Origin of the sequence: Microbacterium sp. LWO13-1.2, assembly GCF_038397725.1 — a bacterium.
Classification (GTDB): Bacteria; Actinomycetota; Actinomycetes; order Actinomycetales; family Microbacteriaceae; genus Microbacterium.
The window spans coordinates 1,381,294-1,397,443 of the sequence record NZ_CP151634.1 but is presented as its reverse complement, the minus strand read 5'-3'; the positions used below and the strand labels follow the sequence as shown (position 1 = coordinate 1,397,443).

Below are 16,150 nucleotides of genomic sequence, written 5' to 3'. Positions count from 1 at the left end.
GGCTGACGTCCGTTCCCGAAGGAGACACATGTCCGACCGCCTCGACCGCGCCCGCAGCACCGGGGTCCTCGCCGTGCTCCGCGCCTCCACCCCCGAACTCGCACTGGAGGCATCCGAGGCGATCATCCGGGGCGGCGTCACCGGGATCGAGGTGACCTTCTCCACGCCCGATGCTCCGGCCGTGATCCGTGAGCTCATCGCTCGACACGGCGAATCCGCCTACATCGGCGCCGGCACCGTCACCACTCCCGAGCAGGCGACCCTGGCCGCAGAGGCCGGTGCGGAGTTCCTCGTCAGCCCGGGCACCCTCCCCGACCTCACCCGCGCGATGCTCGACACCGGACGCGCAGTGATGACCGGCGCCATGACGCCGACCGAGGTGATGACGGCGCTCGCACTGGGCGTCGATGTCGTCAAGATCTTCCCGGCGTCGCTCGGCGGTCCCTCCTACCTCGGGTCGCTGCGCGGACCGTTCCCGGATGCTCCGCTCATGCCGACCGGTGGGGTCACCCCCGACAATCTCGCCGCCTGGTTCGCGGTCGGCGTTGTCGCGGTCGGCGCCGGCGGCGACCTCGCGAACGGTGCGTCGATCGCCGCATCCGACTGGGCCGATATCGAGCAGCGTTCGGCACGCTTCGCGGCCTCCCTCGCGGCTGTCCGGGGCTGAGCATCACACGGGCCCGGGCGCGCGGAATGCGCACAGGACCGGCGCTCTTCGCGGCAGCGATCGCGGCGAGCGCGCCGGCGCTGTCGGCGTGTACCGCGCTCGAGCCCACAGCATCCGCCGGTTCATCCACCGAGGAGTCCGCCATGTCGCACGCCACCCGTGACCTGCTCGCCGCAGCCGCCCAGGGCGACGCCGGCGCTGTTCGCAATGCGCTCGATGCCGGTGCCGACATCGACGCGCGTGGCGACGGCGGAATGACGGCGCTAGTCGCGGCCACCAAGGCGAACCACGTCGACGCGGCGCGGGCGCTGATCGAGGCCGGCGCCGACGTCAACGCCAAGGACGACATCCAAGACTCTGCCTACCTCTACGCGGGCGCTCGCGGTCACGACGAGATCCTGCGTCTCACCCTCGACAACGGCGCCGATCTGAAGAGCACCAACCGGTACGGCGGCACCGCGCTGATCCCGGCATCGGAGCGCGGCCTGCTCAGCACCGTGCGGATGCTGCTCGACGCGGGCGTCGATCCTAACCACATCAACAACCTGCACTGGACCGCTCTGCACGAGGCGATCGTGCTCGGCGACGGCTCGGAGCGCTACGTGCAGGTGGTGCGTGCTCTCATCGACGGCGGTGCGGACATCACGATCCCTGACGGCGATGGCGTGCTCCCCCGCCAGCTCGCCGCTTCCCGAGGGTACGACGCCATCATCGCTGAGCTCGATCGGTGATCGAACTCAGCGCGTGGGCATGGGCGGCACTCGGACTCGCCGCGGTCATCACCGGAATCTCGAAGTCGGCGATCCCCGGCGGCTCGACCCTCGCCGTCGTGCTGTTCACTGCGGTGCTGCCCGCACACACCTCGACCGCGGCGATGCTGCTGCTCTTCATGGTCGGCGACGTGTTCGCGCTCATCGCCTACCGGCGGCACGCGCACTGGCCGACGCTGATCCGTCTGGCTCCCGCGGTGATCGCCGGCCTCCTGGTCGGTTTCGCGTTCCTCGCGTTCGCCGACGACGCCATCGTGCGGCGGGCGGTCGGCGGCATCCTGCTGCTGATGATCGCGGTGACGCTCTGGCGCCGACATCGGCAGTCGACGGCGGATGCCGTGGCATCCGGAGTCCTGCTGTCCACCACCTACGGCACCCTCGGCGGCTTCACCACGATGGTCGCCAACGCGGGCGGACCGGTGATGGCGATGTACTTCCTCGCGACGCGCACACCGGTGCAGGTGTTCCTCGGCACCTCGGCGTGGTTCTTCGCGATCATCAACCTGGTGAAGGTGCCGTTTCTCGCCGGCCTCGGACTGATCGACACTCAGGTGCTGCTGATGGATCTGGTGCTCGCTCCACTCGTCGTGATCAGCGCCCTTGTGGGGCTGCGCATCGCGCGCCGCATCCCCCAGCAGTTGTTCGACAGGATCGTCATCGCGCTGACGGTCGTCGGCGCGGTGTACCTGCTGATCTGAGCGAAGACTCCCGGACGACCGCGCCTCAGTCGAGGAAGATGTCCGGGAACAGCGCGTTGTCGGGAGTGCCGGGAATCGCCGCGTACTTCGAGAAGTCCGTCACGCCGTCCGCCTCGAGCACGTCTTCCACGATCAGGGTCTGACCTGTGTACTCGCGCGCGGGCTTGAGGAGCACCGCGTAGGCGGCATCCGCATAGATGTCCGCCGTGCGGCTCGCCGCCATGACCTTGTCGCCGCCGAGGAGGTTCTGCACCGCCGCGGTCGCGATCGTGGTGCGCGGCCACAGCGTGTTCGCGGCGATGCCGTCGCGAGCGAACTCGGCCGCGAGCCCGAGCGTCACCATCGTCATGCCGAACTTCGCGAGCGTGTAGCCGGTGTGCGCGCCGAGCCACTTCGGCGACGGGTTCAGCGGCGGTGACAGCGAGAGGATGTGCGGGTTCGCAGCATCCTTGAGGATCGGCACCGCGGCGCGCGAGAGCATGAACGTGCCACGGACGTTGACGTCCTGCATCAGGTCGTACTTCTTCGCGCCGAGTTCCAGCGAGCGCGACAGGTCGATGACACTGGCGTTGTTGATGACGATGTCGATGCCGCCGAACTCGCCCTGCGTCTTCAGCACGGCCTCGGTGATGTCATCGTCATCGCGCACGTCGCCGACGATCGGCAGCGCGTTGCCGCCGGCCGCGCGGATCTGCTCTGCGGCGGAGTGGACCGTGCCCTCGAGCTTCGGGTGCGGAGTGTCGGTCTTCGCGAGCATGGCGATGTTCGCGCCGTCACGCGCTGCGCGCAGTGCGATCGCCAACCCGATCCCGCGGCTGCCGCCGGACATCAGAATCGTCTTTCCAGCCAGTGTGCTCATGTCTCTCCTTCGTCCAACCGGTCGTTCCCGTCGCAGAGGAGCCCGGTATCGGTGGATCTTTCCGTGCTCTTCTGCGACGGGAGCGGATTACTTCGGTGCCATGCGGATCGCGCCGTCGAGGCGGATCGTCTCACCGTTGAGGTAGCTGTTCTCGACGATGTGCTGCACGAGCGCCGCGTACTCATCGGGCCGGCCGAGACGGGACGGATGCGGCACCTGCTGGCCGAGAGAGTCCTGGGCCGCCTGCGGCAGACCCATCAGCATCGGGGTCTCCATGATGCCTGGCGCGATGGTGCAGACGCGGATGCCGTAGCGAGCGAGTTCGCGGGCGATCGGCAGCGTCATCGCGTGCACGCCGCCCTTCGACGCCGAGTACGCCGGCTGGCCGATCTGGCCGTCGAATGCGGCGACGGATGCGGTGCTCACGATCACTCCGCGGTCGCCGTCGATGAGTTCGTTCTTCGCGATGACGGCGGATGCCTGCGAGATGACGTTGAACGTGCCGATCAGGTTGATGCGGATGATGCGCTCGAAATCTCCGAGGACGGCAGGGTTGCCTTCGCGATCGAGCACCTTCGCCGGCGGCGCGATTCCGGCGCAGTTGACGACGATGCGCAGCGGGGCCGCTGCCTGCGCCGTGGCGACGGCGGCTTGCACCTCTTCGACGCTGGTGACGTCGGCCGGGGCGAATGCTCCACCGATCTCGGCGGCGAGCTCGGCCCCATGGGAGGAGGCGAGGTCGACGATCGTGACGTGGGCGCCGGCGGCGGCGAGCCGTCGGGCTGTCGCGAGGCCGAGCCCTGAGGCTCCGCCGGTGACCAGCGCACCCTGTCCGGTGATCTGCATTGTGTTCTCCTTCGAACGTCGTTGTGCGACTGAGTCTCAGCTTACGTGGTTCTTGGTGTCACCACGAGATCTTGTTGCCACCCCGCGAAGAGTGTGGGCTGAGAGCATGGATCTGCGTCGGAAACGAGCCTACGACACCGCCACTGCCGACGACGCAGCGGAACGTGCTGCCGGCGCGAGCGCGGGCGTTCGCGGTTCACAACTCAGGAAGCTCTTCGGCTCTTGGCGCGGATCTCGACGTTCAGCCCCGACTTTCCGGCGTCCCAGCCTTCGACCCGTGCCGATTCTCCTGAGTTGTGAACCGTATCCGGCCGTGACCCGAGGCGGGAACGGCAGGATGGAGGGATGTCGATCCCCGCCGAACCTGTTGCGATCCCCGTGCAGGTCGCTGTTCTGGCGCGCGGTGCTGCGCTCACTCCGGTGTGGCGGAACGGCATCGGCGGCCTGACCTTCCGCACCGACGACGGCCGGTTCATCAAGTGGGGACCGTCGGATCCCGAAGCGAACATGCACGATGAAGCCGAGCGGATGCGGTGGGCGCGGCGTTGGATCACGGTTCCGGAGGTGCTCGAGCAAGGGCAGGATGCCGAGCACGAGTGGCTCGTCACGATCGCGCTCGACGGCCACAGCGCCGTCGAGCCGAGGTGGGCTGAGGATCCCGGAACCGCCGTGCGCGCGGTCGGCGAGGCGCTGCGCGCGATGCACGACGCGCTGCCCGTGGCGGACTGCCCATGGGAATGGAGCGTGCCGACTCGAATCGCGAACGCCGAGCGGCGCGGTATCGAGATTGCCGATGCCTTCCGCGATGCGCCGGAGATCGATCGACTGGTCGTCGCCCACGGGGACGCGTGCATGCCGAACACCCTGCTCGCCGCCGACGGCCGCTGGACCGCGCACGTCGACCTCGCGGCCCTCGGCACCGCCGACCGCTGGGCCGACATCGCGGTCGCCTCGATGAGCACCGAGTGGAACTGCGGCCCCGGATGGGAAGACGCGCTCATCGAGGCCTACGGCGTCGAACCCGACCGCGAACGACTCGCGTACTACCGCGACCTGTGGAATGCGACCTGAGCCGCCCCTCGGGCTCCGAACCTGAGGAGCGAGACGCTTAGAATGACGCGATGACCCCGCCGTCCAGATCCCTCGCCGGTATGCGCATCCTCATCGTCGGCGGAGGCGGTGGCGGTATCGGGTCTGCGATCACGAGGCATCTCGCGAGTCTCGGCGCGCGCCTGGCGATCGCCGACATCGACTCCACGCGCGTATCGGACGCGGCTGCGGAAGTCGCCGCGGCCGGGGGCACGGCTGCAGGCTTTCCCGTCGACGTCCGCGACGCAGCACAGTTGACCCAGCTCGTCGCCGAGACCGTCGCGGCCTTCGGAGGAATCGACGCCGTGGTCACCGTCGTCGGCGGACAGGTCGCTTTCGTGCCATCAGCGCGCCTGCACGAGATGCGCGACGAGGACTGGGACACGATGTACGAGATCAACCTGCGCTACGTCGCCCGCCTCATCCGACTCGTCCTGCCGCACTTCCTTGCTCAGAAACACGGGGTGATCGTCAGCGTCGGGTCGGTCACCGGCTTCATGGGCGCGCCGGGTCAAGGCGCCTACGGAGTGATGAAGGCCGGACTCGCCAGCCTGGCGCGAACCGTGGGTGCCGAGTACTCGGCCGACGGCATCCGGATGAACGTCGTCGCCGGCGGCGCGATCAGCACACCCGTGGCGAACAGCGACACCGCCGATTGGATCGATGAGATACCGATGGGTCGCACCGGAACCCCCGATGAGGTGGCAGCGGCCGTGGCCTACCTCTGCTCATCGGAATCCCGCTACATGACCGGACAGCAGATCGTCATCGACGGCGGGGTGTCGTCTCGGGGACCGTTCCACTAGCCTCGCGGCTCTCAGGGCGCCTGCCGAAGGTTCTCCGCCGCCGTGAGCACGGTGCTGGCGGTTGCGAGGTCGCGCGGAGTGGTGTCGAGTGCCTCGGCGAGGCGTGCCAGATCAGCCAGCGTGAAGCCTCCGCCACGGACGCCTGCGTTCAGATCCGCGGCGGTCATCCCCACCTCGCCGAGGACCTGAGTCACCGATTTTCCGTTGCGGCGGCGAAAGCGCTCCAGCGCATGCACATGGATCACGATCTGGTTCACCATGTTCTCGCCTTCCTCGCTCTGGCTCTGTCGACGGTCTCGCCATGCGTGGATGAGCCCACGCATGGATCAGGAACAGGGGAGGAGGTAGCCACCCGTCCTCCCCTGCCGGGCCGAGACCCGGATCCTCCCCGGCGTGGGAGCGTCGGCGAGGAGAGTGAGCGACCCCAGATCACTCACCACGGGCGCGGCTGCAGGGGCAACCGTCACCCATCTATAGAGATGGCCGGCTGCCGATTCCATTACGCGACACTCCATCTCCGGTGCCCGATGGCGTCGGAGTTCCGCGTAATGGAATCGCCGTGGCGGACTCTCCTCATATGGAGAACCGTCTACTACACCCCGAGAATCCGAGAACCATGGCACCCCTTCCCATCGCCCCCGTCGTATCCGAACTGCTCACCGCGATCGGCCAGATCGGAGTCTGGACGGCTGTCCTCGGTGCGGTGGCGCTAAGCGTGGCGATCGCATTCGACGCAGCCGGGCTCGCGGGCGGTGCAGCGGCCATCTGGCTGACGGGAGGCATCCTCAGCCTTGCGCTGTGGCACTCCGGTGACGGGATGACGCCACTCGCCTCCGGCCTCGCACTGCTGCTCGCCGTGGGGGTCGGAGCCGCCTGGCGATCCGCGAGGAGAACGGCACCGGCAACCAATCCGACGCTCGCCGCGTCCTCCCTGCACGGCGCGCAGCCGCGCCCCGTGCTCGAACGATGACCGGCCCGCGCATGGGGGCAGATACCGCCCGCCGCCGGGGCGAAGAACGTGCGCCCCGGCCGCAACCGGCTCGCTCGACCCATATCGCTTCGCAGACGGTCGTGCCGGCTCAGACGAACACACTCGCCATCGTGGCGTTGATCAGCGGCCTCGCCGGGGTCGTCTTCCTCGTGCCCGTTCTCGGTCCGCTGGTCGCAATCGCGGCCGGATATGCCTCTCGTCGCCAGATCACCGCGCGCCGCCAGGGCGGGCGCCGACTCGCCGACGCGGGAGTCGTGCTCGGCTGGGTCGGACTCGCACTGACGTGCATCCTCATCGGCGTTCTGGTGCTGCACCAGTGGATCTGACGATCTGACGCAGGTCCCTCAGAGCGATTCGGGAACATGTTCCCGAATCGGAGCCGATGTGGCTCGCGTCAGCTCGGCCCGAGGATGAAGTTCCAGGCGCCGGTGACGACGGCCGCGGCGATCGCGAGCGCGGAGATCGCGGCACCGACTGCCAGCAGCATCCATTCCCGCCAGCCGAAGCGCGATTCGCGCGCCCACGTGCGGGCCACCGGTGCGCCGAATCCGCGCGCTTCCATCGCCGTCGCGAGTTTCGCTCCCCGGCGGATCGACAGCACCAGGAGCGCGAACGCCATGCCGAAGAAGCGGCGGATCCTGCCTCGGTCGGCGACGCCGCGCGCCCGGCGGGCGAGCTCGAGCGCACGCCAATCGTCGATGAAGAGCCCGACCATACGCAGCCCCGCCAGTGCGCCGAGCACGAAACGCGCGGGCAGGCGGACGATCTGCGCCAGCCCATCGGCGAGGTCGGTCGGATCGACCGTGATGAACAACACGACCGACGGCAGAGCGATCGCGAGCACCCGCAGCATCGTCGCCAGCGCCAAGGCGAGGGAGCCGTCACTGATGCGCAGCACGAACCAGTCGACGTAGACCGTGCCGCTCGTCTCGCCGTAGAGGACGATCGTGAGCCCGGTGAGCGGAGCCGCGAGCCACACCGGCCAGGTGCGCACCCAGAACTCGCGCCAGCCGATCCCCGTGAAGAGGAACAGCACGCACTCCAGGACGAGGGCCGTCGATGCCGATACGGGATCGAGCGTGAGGATCAGCGGGATCGCGATCAGTGCGCTCACGCCGAGTTTGGCGACCGGGTTGATCTGCGCGAGCCCACCCGTGCGCGCATGCGAGTCGAGGACCGTCATCCCGCACCGCCCAGTTCGAAGCGCTCGGCGTGCAGCGCCCTCGCGACATCGACGTCATGGGTGATCGTCACGATCGCCGTCCCGTCGTCGCGAAGGGCGGCGAGCATGGCGACGAGTTCCGCCCAGGTGCGGGCATCCTGCCCGAAGGTGGGCTCGTCGAGGACGAGCACGCGCGGTCGGGTCGCCAAAGCCGCCGCGACCGTCAGCCGTCGCTTCTCCCCGCCGGAGAGCGTGTACGGATTTGCCAGCGCGAGGCGGTCGAGCCGCAGCCGCGTGAGCAGTTCGTCGCTGCGTTCCGCGATCTCGTCCTCCGCCATGCCGAGCGCGCGCGGTCCGACGGCGAGCTCGTCGCGTACGGTCTTGGCGAGCAGCTGATGCTCAGGCTCCTGGAAGACCATGCCGATACGCGTCAGCAGGTCGCGCGATGCCCAGTGGATGGGTTCCTCGCCGATGTCGGAGGCCAGGGCGACGGATGCCGTGAGCCGGCCGGCGGCCGGCGGCAGGAGTCCAGCGAGCGTGAGCCCGAGCGTCGACTTTCCGGCACCGTTCGGCCCGGTGATGGCCAGCACCTCCCCGGCGCGCACGTCGAGGTCGATGCCCGAGGCGACCGGTCTGCCCTTCACCCGTGCGACCGCAAGGTCTCGGGCCGATAGCAGCGGTTCCCCAGGTCCGCGGCGCGGGGGCGGCGGCGGTACGGGGGCGAATCCTGGCACCCAGACGCCGTCGGCTGCGAGCCGAGCGCCCTCGACGCCGAGCACGCGGTCCGGCGAGCCGTCAGCCACGACGCCTCCCTGGCCGATCACGATGACCCGGGTGATCAGCGGCAGCCAGACGTCGAGGCGATGCTCGACGACGATCAGCGTGGCCGGCTGCGCCTGCAGCATCCGCTCGACCGCGTCGCGCACCTCGATGACGCCCTGCGGATCGAGGTTCGCCGTCGGCTCATCGAGAAGCACGAGCCCCGGTTGCATCGCGAGGATGCCGGCGAGCGCGAGGCGTTGCTTCTGCCCGCCGGAGAGCGCCTTCGTCTGCCGGTCGAGGGGCACGTCGAGGCCGACCGCGTCCAGTGCGGCGCCGACGCGCGACCAGATCTCCGGCCGCGGCACACCGAGGTTCTCGCATCCGAAGGCGACATCGTCGCCCACCCGCGCGAGGATGACCTGCGAATCCGGGTCTTGCAGCACCAGGCCGCTGCGGCCTCTCGTGGCCGACGCCGGCGCCCCGTCGACGAGCAGTTCACCGGTGCTCTCGCCCTCTTCGTCGCCGCCGAGGACGCCGGCGAGTCCGTGCATCAGGGTCGATTTCCCCGACCCCGATGCTCCGAGCACGAGCACCCGCTCCCCCGGGTCGATGCGGAAGGAGATCTCCTCCAGCGCCCAGGCGAGACGGCTCGCGTGCCGCCAGCCCCAGCCGCGCGCCTCGACGGCGGCGGGGCCGGTGGTACTCGCGCTCATCAGACCCGGACGCGCGCCTCGCGCCCGGAACCGAATCTGTCGAGGGCTCCGGTGGCGGCGATGCCTCGCGCCAGCACCCAGGACAGGATGCCGGCGATGACGGCGCCCGAGATCACGGCGCTGATCAGGTAGACGACGGTGAAGGTCGGGCCGGATCCCGCGTACCAGAGGATCAGGTTGTTGATGCCTCCCGCAAGAGCCGCACCGGCACCGGCGAGCGCCGCGACCGGCAACGACCAGCGCTTGTAGAAGAAGAGCAGGAAGATGAGTTCGGCGCCCAGCCCCTGCACGAGTCCGGCCTCGATCGTGAGGAACCCGCCCCACTGGTTGCCGACGAGTGCGGACACGACCGCAGCGAGCACCTCGGTGTAGATCGCAGCGCCCGCCTTGCGGATGATCAGGCCCCCGAGCACACCGGCGAACAGCCACGGCCCGTCGAGCAGGCCCTGCACACCGGGAAGCAGCGGTTCGAGCAACGCTGCAGGGCCGAGATAACCGACGTTCCAGGCCAGGAAGATCAGGCCGGCGGCGACGCCGATGACACTGGCGACGACGATGTCGACGATGCGCCAGCGCCAGATCTCAGGACGACGCAGGCCCTTTGCCTCGGACGTGGCCACCGATGTGGGCGTGGATGTACTCATCTGAACTCCTCCCTGCGCTGGCATGACCCAGATCAGGTTCGACGGTCGAAGCGCGATCGCTCCCTCTCAGCCCGGCTCGCCGGACTCCCGTGGTTGTGCTGTCGATCTTACTCTCGCCGCTGCCCGCCCGATTCCCCTCTCGCGGCGGACGACTTTCACAGGCGCGGAGGCGGGATACGCCGCGAATTCCTTGAATGATTCGGTAGCGTGTGCAGGTGACCCTTCGTGACGCGCGCCCGGATACGGGATCGGATGCGGCGGCCGCACGCGCGTCGATCGATGACGCGGCGGTGGCCGAGCCCGCACTGTCTGAGCCCGCACTGTCCGATGCTGGATTGCCGGATCCCGCGCTGCCGGATGTCGCTGCGACTACCGGATCCGGAGCAGTCGAATCCACCGCCCCCGCTCGCTGGGCCGATGCCGGACGCGGCGCGACCGCGCTGACCTGGGTCGATCCGGCGACGATCGCGAACGAGACGCGGCCAGGGACGCTCGACGGCCCGATCGCAACGGCGAACGGCGCGAGCCTTTTGAAAGGTGCCCGACTGCGCAGCGGTTTCGCCCAGCCGCAGACGCTGGTGCCGCTCGGGATCCTCGCAGGGCTCGTCACCGCCTATGCCGGAACGACGTTGCTGTGGCCCCTGCACGAGATCGCGCCGACAGTGCAGGCAGTCGAGTTCGAAGCGGCATCCGCACCGCCCGCATCGCTCACCTGGCCGACGCAGGGCAGCGCGGCCGTCGGCGTCGAGGGCGTCGGCGCGGTCGCCTCCGCTCTGGACGAAGCGGGCATCGCCAGCATCACGAAGGTCGTCAGCACCCTGATGGTGCTGGACAGGCTCCCGCTCGCCGTCGGCGAGCAGGGCCCGGAGTACTCGTTCACTCTCCAGGACAGCGAAGACTACTGGGATTACCGGATCGCGGATCAGTCCTCACTGGATGTTCCCGTCGGTGGCACGTTGACGGAGTTCCAGATGCTGCAGGGCATTCTGCTGGGTTCTGCCAACAACTACATCGACCGGCTGTCCGACGAGATCTGGGGCTCGGAACGCGCCTTCGCCGATGCCGCCGAGGTGTGGCTGCGCGAACGCGGACTCGAAGGCATCACCGTGGTGACGCCTTCTGGCTTCGATGAGGGCAACACCGCGACGCCGGAGGCGCTGGTCAAGCTCGCGCAGCTCGCCATGGAGAACCCGGTGTTCGCGAGCATCGTCGGCACGAAGTCGGTCGATATTCCGGGTGTCGGCGTGGTGACCAACGGCAACGGGATGCTCGCCGATGCGGGCGTCGTCGGCATCAAGACAGGCACCCTCGAGTATTACAACCTCCTCACGGCGAAGGACGTGCCGGTCGGAGACATCACCGTCCGGCTCTACGCCGCCGTCCTCGGTCAGAACGGCGACGACGAACGCCTCGCCGTGACCCGCACGCTCTTCGCCGAAGCCGAAGCAGCTCTGCAGACGCAGAAGCCGACGGTGCCCGCGGGCACTGTCGTCGGCGAAGTGCAGACGGTGTGGGGCGAGTCGGCGAAGATCGTGACGGATGCCGATGCCGCCGTCATCCTCTGGAACGCGGGCACCGCAGAAGTGACCCCCGAGCTCGACCTGGGCGACACCCAGGCGGCCGGCGACGTGGTCGGAACGCTCACGGCGACCGGCCCGCTGAATACCGCCGAGACGAAGCTCACCCTCGCCGATGAACTCGCGGGTCCGAGCCCGTGGTGGCGACTGACGCACCCTCTCGAACTGTTCGGGATCGCCGAGTCCGCTCAGCGCTGACCGGTCTCGCCTGCAGCATCCGCTTCCCCTGCCCTCTCATCTGACACCTCGGGTCGCCATGACGCCCGAGTACCGACCCGACGTGCCACACGAACCAGGGCCACCCATACTGGCGCCCCTTCATCTGGCACCTCGGGTCGCCATGACACCCGAATACCGGCCCGAGGTGTCACACGAACGAGGCGCCACCTGAGGGAGCTGCACGAGGCAGCCGCCCAACACCCCAGGGGACCCGCACAACGCGAGACGCCCCACCCCGCGCGATGCGGAGTGGGGCGTCTGCGTGATGGAGGTCAGGCCTTGCGGTCAGGAGCCTCCGGGCTTTCGAGGATCGCCTCTGCGGCTGCAACCTCGGCCGCCGGCATCCCGACGCCGACCGAGGCGCCGATCCGCGCAGCTTCTGCTTCTACTTCCTCAGCGTCACCCGTGACGACGACCGGAGTCGACGCGGTGAGGGCTTCCTCAGCGTCGATGTCGGTCGCAGCCTGCTCGAACTGCGACTGGTACAGGCGCCAGTAGGCCCCCTGCGCAGCGATGAGCTCGTCGTGCGTGCCCTTCTCCACGATGTCGCCGTGCTCCATCACCAGGATGAGGTCGGCGTCGCGGATGGTGGACAGGCGGTGCGCGATGACGAACGAGGTGCGTCCTTCGCGAAGCGCCGCCATCGCGTGCTGCAGCAGCAACTCGGTGCGCGTGTCGACCGCCGAGGTCGCCTCATCGAGGATGAGGATCGACGGCTGAGCGACGAACGCCCTCGCGATGGTGATGAGCTGACGCTCACCCGCCGAGACGTTGGAGGCGTCCTCGTCGAGCACGGTGTCGTAGCCCTCGGGCAGGGCGTGCACGAAGCGATCGACATACGTCGCCTTCGCTGCGGCGAGCACCTCTTCGTCGGTGGCCGTCGAACGCCCGTAGCGGATGTTCTCGCGGATGCTGCCCGCGAAGAGCCACGGGTCCTGCAGGACCATACCGGTGCGGGAGCGCAGGTCGTCGCGCGTGATCTCCGCGATGTCCTGCCCGTCCAAGGTGATCCGGCCGCCGCTGAGCTCGTAGAAGCGCATGATCAGGTTGACCAGCGTCGTCTTGCCGGCACCCGTCGGTCCGACGATCGCCACCGTCTGCCCCGGCTTCACCCGGAACGAGAGGTCCTTGATCAGCGGACGCTCCGGCGTGTACGAGAACTGGACGTTCTCGAACTCGATGACGCCCTTGCCGTCGACGAGCTCCGGTGCGTCATCGGCATCCGGCTCCTGCTCATCCTCGTCGAGCAGCTCGAACACACGCTCTGCGGATGCGGTACCCGACTGCACGACCGCGGCCATACCGCCGAGCTCCGCCAGCGGCTGGGAGAACTGCTGCGAGTACTGGATGAACGCCTGCACGTCACCGAGCCGCAGCTGGCCGTTGGCCACCATGAGGCCGCCGAGCACGGCGAGTGCGGCGTAGCTGAGACTGCCGACGAAGGTCATCGCTGGCATGATGATGCCGGAGAGGAACTGCGCCTTGAACGCGGCCTGGTACAACTCTTCGTTCTCGACCTGGAACTTGTCCAGGGCGTCCTGCTCGCGACCGAAGACCTTGACCAGCGCGTGACCGGAGAAGGCCTCTTCGACGCGCGCGTTCAGGCGGCCGACCTTGCGCCATTGGGTGCCGAAGGCCTTCTGCGAACGCGGGCCGATGACACCGAAGATCACGCCCATCAGCGGCAGCGCGATCAGGGCGACGAGCGCGAGCTGCCACGAAATGGAGAACATCATCACCAGCACGCCGATGACGGTGAGCACCGAGGTGAGCGCTCCGGAGAGCGACTGCTGCATCGTCTGGGTGATGTTGTCGATGTCGTTCGTGACGCGCGAGATCAGCTCGCCGCGCTGCACCTTGTCGAAGTACGACAGTGGCAGACGGTTGATCTTCGCCTCGACCTCTTCACGCAGGCGCCACATGGTGCGCACCATGATGACGTTGATGACGTAGCCCTGGATCCAGCTCAGCAGCGCCGCGACGACGTAGATCGCCAGTACCGCCGTGATGATCCAGCGCATCGCCTCGAAGTCGATGCCGGCGCCGACGGTGAAGTCCCGCAGTGCCGCTACTTGGTTGGCGAAGTCGGTCTGTCCGAACTGGCGCAGTTGCTCGACGACCTCGTCCTTCGGGGTTCCGACCGGGAACCCGGGGAAGTCGCCCTGCGGCTGTGCCAGCTGGTTCGACATGAACCCGGCGTAGACGAGGTTCGTCGCTTCGCCGAGCACCTTGGGCGCGGCCACTGTGAGCACGACGCCGATGGCGCCGAGGATCGACACGAACACGAACCAGACGGCGGAGGGCTTCAGCAGCCCGATCATCCGCCCGAAGCTCTTGCCGAAGTTGTCGGCCTTGCCCGGCGCCACGCTGTCCCAGTCGCCCGAGTTCTGACGGGCTTGCTCAGCGAGCTCTGCCTCGTACTTCTCCTCGTCGGTGAGTTCCGGTTCGACGGTAGCGACGGCCCCGGCGGCCGCTGTGCGCTCGCGGCGGTTCTTCGGCTTCTGCTCGCTCATGCGTCCACCCCCAGCTGCGACTCGACGATCTCACGGTAGGTCTCGCTGGTCTCGAGCAGCTCCTCGTGGGTGCCGACACCGACCATTGTTCCTCCTTCAAGGACGACGATGCGATCAGCATCCGTGATCGTCGACACGCGCTGGGCGACGACGATTTTGGTGACATGCGGCAGCTCTCGCCACAGCGCCTGCCTCAGGCGCGCATCCGTGGTGAGGTCGAGCGCCGAGAACGAGTCGTCGAAAACGAGGATCTGCGGCTGGTGCACGATCGCGCGTGCGATCGCCAGGCGCTGGCGCTGTCCGCCCGAGACGTTCGTGCCACCCTGGGAGATGCGTGACTCCAGACCATCCGGCATCTCCTCGACGAAGTCGCGCCCCTGCGCGATCTCGAGCGCGTGCCAGAGATCTTCGTCCGTCGCCTCCTCCCGGCCGTAGCGGAGGTTGGATGCCACAGTGCCGGTGAACAGGAAGGGACGCTGCGGTACCAGGCCGATGCTCTTCCAGAGGGCTTCGACGTCGGCCTCGCGCACGTCCGTGCCGCCGACGAACGCGGCACCGCCGGTCACGTCGAACAGGCGGGGGATGAGCGAGATGAGCGTCGTCTTGCCGGCACCGGTGGAGCCGACGATGGCGACGGTCTCACCCGGTTCCGCGGCGAAGCTGATGCCACTCAGCACCGGCGACTCGGCTCCGGGGTAGGTGAATTCGACGTTGTCGAGGGCCACCGAGCCCGGTGTCGGGAAGTCGACGACGCCGTTCTCGGGGCGGCTCATGCCCGCCTCAGCGTCGAGGACCTCGCCGACGCGCTCGGCGGAGACTGCCGCACGCGGGATCATCATCGCCATGAAGCTCGACATGATGACGCCCATCATGATCTGACCGATGTACTGCATGAAGGCGAACAGGGTGCCGACCTCGACGGTGCCCTCATTGACCTCGATGCCACCGAACCAGATCACCGCGACGACGGTGACGTTGAGGATCAGCATGAACAGCGGGAACAGCAGAACGAAGAGCGAGCCGATCTTGCGGCCGACCACCATGATGTCGGTGTTCGCTCCACGGAAGCGCTCTTCCTCGATGCCCTCGCGCACGAACGCACGCACGACGCGGACGCCGGTCAGCTGCTCGCGCATGATCCGGTTGATCGTGTCGATCTTCGTCTGCATGCTGCGGAACAGCGGCACCATGCGGCTGATGATGAGCACGGCGACGATGAGCAGCACCGGCACCGACACCGCGATCAGCCAGCTCAGGCCGACGTTCGTCGTGACGGCCATGATGATGCCGCCGATCGCGAGCAGCGGTGCGGTCACGAACATCGTCGCGCCCATCATGGCGAGCATCTGCACCTGCTGCACGTCGTTCGTGTTGCGGGTGATCAGGGAGCCGGCGCCGAACTGCGAGACCTCGCGCTCGGAGAAGCCGCTCACCTTGGCGAAGACGTCGGCGCGGATGTCACGGCCGGCGCCCATGGCGGCACGCGCGGCGAAGTAGGTTGCGATGACGGATGCGACGATCTGGCCGAACGACACGGCCAGCATGAACAGGCCGGTGCGCCAGATGTAGCCGGTGTCGGCCTGTGCCACGCCCTTGTCGATGATGTCGGCATTCAGACGCGGGAGGTACAGGGCTGCGAGGGCGCTGAGGAACTGGAACACCAGCACGCCGAGCAGCAGCCATCGATATCGAGAGAGATAGCGGACGAGGAGTTTTCCCAGCACAGGCGGACTTCCTTGAGAGGGTTGAACGGCGGATTTCTCGGCAGGCGGATGCCGACCGACAATCGGCCACAACAAAGATTGCCACGAAGGTCGGACATTCGTATCCCCCT

General features: G+C 68.1%; 16 protein-coding genes and 1 riboswitch. Of the genes, 8 read left to right on the top strand and 8 right to left on the bottom strand.

Translation table 11 applies throughout. The annotated features are described in order from the left end of the window. Positions 1-28 precede the first annotated feature (28 nt). Genes MRBLWO13_RS06710 through MRBLWO13_RS06700 form a run of 3 tightly spaced genes read left to right on the top strand, consistent with a single transcriptional unit; the run spans position 29 to position 2,135 of the window. Complete coding sequence (locus MRBLWO13_RS06710) at positions 29-667, top strand: bifunctional 4-hydroxy-2-oxoglutarate aldolase/2-dehydro-3-deoxy-phosphogluconate aldolase (protein ID WP_341977243.1); 639 nt, start codon at positions 29-31, stop codon at positions 665-667. A gap of 26 nt (positions 668-693) precedes the next feature. Beyond that, positions 694-1,398: an ankyrin repeat domain-containing protein gene (locus tag MRBLWO13_RS06705; protein WP_341977241.1), complete on the top strand. Its 705-nt coding sequence runs from the start codon at positions 694-696 to the stop codon at positions 1,396-1,398. Then, positions 1,395-2,135, top strand: coding sequence for a sulfite exporter TauE/SafE family protein (locus MRBLWO13_RS06700; protein ID WP_341977239.1), 741 nt, complete (start codon positions 1,395-1,397; stop codon positions 2,133-2,135). The genes MRBLWO13_RS06705 and MRBLWO13_RS06700 overlap by 4 nt, the downstream gene beginning before the upstream one ends. A gap of 25 nt (positions 2,136-2,160) precedes the next feature. Here MRBLWO13_RS06700 and MRBLWO13_RS06695 read toward each other — a convergent pair whose 3' ends face one another. Beyond that, positions 2,161-2,994, bottom strand: a complete 834-nt coding sequence (locus MRBLWO13_RS06695) for an NAD(P)-dependent oxidoreductase (protein WP_341977237.1) — start codon at positions 2,992-2,994, stop codon at positions 2,161-2,163. A gap of 87 nt (positions 2,995-3,081) precedes the next feature. After that, positions 3,082-3,840: an SDR family NAD(P)-dependent oxidoreductase gene (locus tag MRBLWO13_RS06690; protein ID WP_341977235.1), complete on the bottom strand. Its 759-nt coding sequence runs from the start codon at positions 3,838-3,840 to the stop codon at positions 3,082-3,084. 345 nt (positions 3,841-4,185) lie between these two features. Between MRBLWO13_RS06690 and MRBLWO13_RS06685 the strand changes: the two genes are divergently transcribed. Further along, entirely contained in the window at positions 4,186-4,911 is a 726-nt protein-coding gene (locus MRBLWO13_RS06685) for an aminoglycoside 3'-phosphotransferase (protein ID WP_341977233.1), read from the top strand. 50 nt (positions 4,912-4,961) lie between these two features. Beyond that, a complete protein-coding gene (locus MRBLWO13_RS06680; RefSeq protein ID WP_341977231.1) occupies positions 4,962-5,735 on the top strand; it encodes an SDR family oxidoreductase in 774 nt (257 codons plus the stop codon). A gap of 11 nt (positions 5,736-5,746) precedes the next feature. Here MRBLWO13_RS06680 and MRBLWO13_RS06675 read toward each other — a convergent pair whose 3' ends face one another. Beyond that, the gene (locus tag MRBLWO13_RS06675; protein WP_341977229.1) at positions 5,747-5,995 is read right to left on the bottom strand and encodes a hypothetical protein; all 249 of its coding nucleotides are present in this window, start codon (positions 5,993-5,995) and stop codon (positions 5,747-5,749) included. Between the two features lie 356 nt (positions 5,996-6,351). Between MRBLWO13_RS06675 and MRBLWO13_RS06670 the strand changes: the two genes are divergently transcribed. Together MRBLWO13_RS06670 and MRBLWO13_RS06665 are read left to right on the top strand one after the other, a co-directional pair. After that, positions 6,352-6,705 carry a hypothetical protein gene (locus MRBLWO13_RS06670; protein ID WP_341977227.1) on the top strand — a complete coding sequence of 118 codons (354 nt, stop codon included), beginning with the start codon at positions 6,352-6,354 and terminating at the stop codon, positions 6,703-6,705. Further along, on the top strand, positions 6,702-7,052 hold the full coding sequence (locus MRBLWO13_RS06665; RefSeq protein ID WP_341977225.1) for a DUF4190 domain-containing protein: 351 nt from the start codon (positions 6,702-6,704) through the stop codon (positions 7,050-7,052). The genes MRBLWO13_RS06670 and MRBLWO13_RS06665 overlap by 4 nt, the downstream gene beginning before the upstream one ends. A 68-nt stretch (positions 7,053-7,120) precedes the next feature. On the opposite strand, the gene MRBLWO13_RS06660 is transcribed toward MRBLWO13_RS06665, so the two are convergent. The 3 genes from MRBLWO13_RS06660 to MRBLWO13_RS06650 all read right to left on the bottom strand — a co-directional run bounded on the left by MRBLWO13_RS06660 (position 7,121) and on the right by MRBLWO13_RS06650 (position 10,007). Continuing rightward, the gene (locus MRBLWO13_RS06660) at positions 7,121-7,909 is read right to left on the bottom strand and encodes an energy-coupling factor transporter transmembrane component T (RefSeq protein WP_341977223.1); all 789 of its coding nucleotides are present in this window, start codon (positions 7,907-7,909) and stop codon (positions 7,121-7,123) included. Continuing rightward, positions 7,906-9,363: an ABC transporter ATP-binding protein gene (locus tag MRBLWO13_RS06655; protein ID WP_341977221.1), complete on the bottom strand. Its 1,458-nt coding sequence runs from the start codon at positions 9,361-9,363 to the stop codon at positions 7,906-7,908. The genes MRBLWO13_RS06660 and MRBLWO13_RS06655 overlap by 4 nt, the downstream gene beginning before the upstream one ends. Further along, on the bottom strand, positions 9,363-10,007 hold the full coding sequence (locus MRBLWO13_RS06650) for an ECF transporter S component (protein WP_341977219.1): 645 nt from the start codon (positions 10,005-10,007) through the stop codon (positions 9,363-9,365). Before MRBLWO13_RS06650 ends, MRBLWO13_RS06655 begins: the two co-directional genes overlap by 1 nt. Continuing rightward, a riboswitch (TPP riboswitch) is annotated at positions 9,998-10,108 on the bottom strand. It overlaps the preceding gene by 10 nt. Positions 10,109-10,222: 114 nt before the next feature. On the opposite strand from MRBLWO13_RS06650, the gene MRBLWO13_RS06645 reads away from it, so the two are divergent. Next, a complete protein-coding gene (locus MRBLWO13_RS06645) occupies positions 10,223-11,782 on the top strand; it encodes a D-alanyl-D-alanine carboxypeptidase (protein ID WP_341977217.1) in 1,560 nt (519 codons plus the stop codon). Positions 11,783-12,075: 293 nt separating this feature from the next. Here the strand turns inward: MRBLWO13_RS06645 and MRBLWO13_RS06640 are convergent, their stop codons facing one another. Then, positions 12,076-14,316, bottom strand: coding sequence for an ABC transporter ATP-binding protein (locus MRBLWO13_RS06640; RefSeq protein ID WP_341977215.1), 2,241 nt, complete (start codon positions 14,314-14,316; stop codon positions 12,076-12,078). Further along, positions 14,313-16,040, bottom strand: coding sequence for an ABC transporter ATP-binding protein (locus MRBLWO13_RS06635; protein ID WP_341977213.1), 1,728 nt, complete (start codon positions 16,038-16,040; stop codon positions 14,313-14,315). The genes MRBLWO13_RS06640 and MRBLWO13_RS06635 overlap by 4 nt, the downstream gene beginning before the upstream one ends. Between the last annotated feature and the right edge of the window lie 110 nt (positions 16,041-16,150).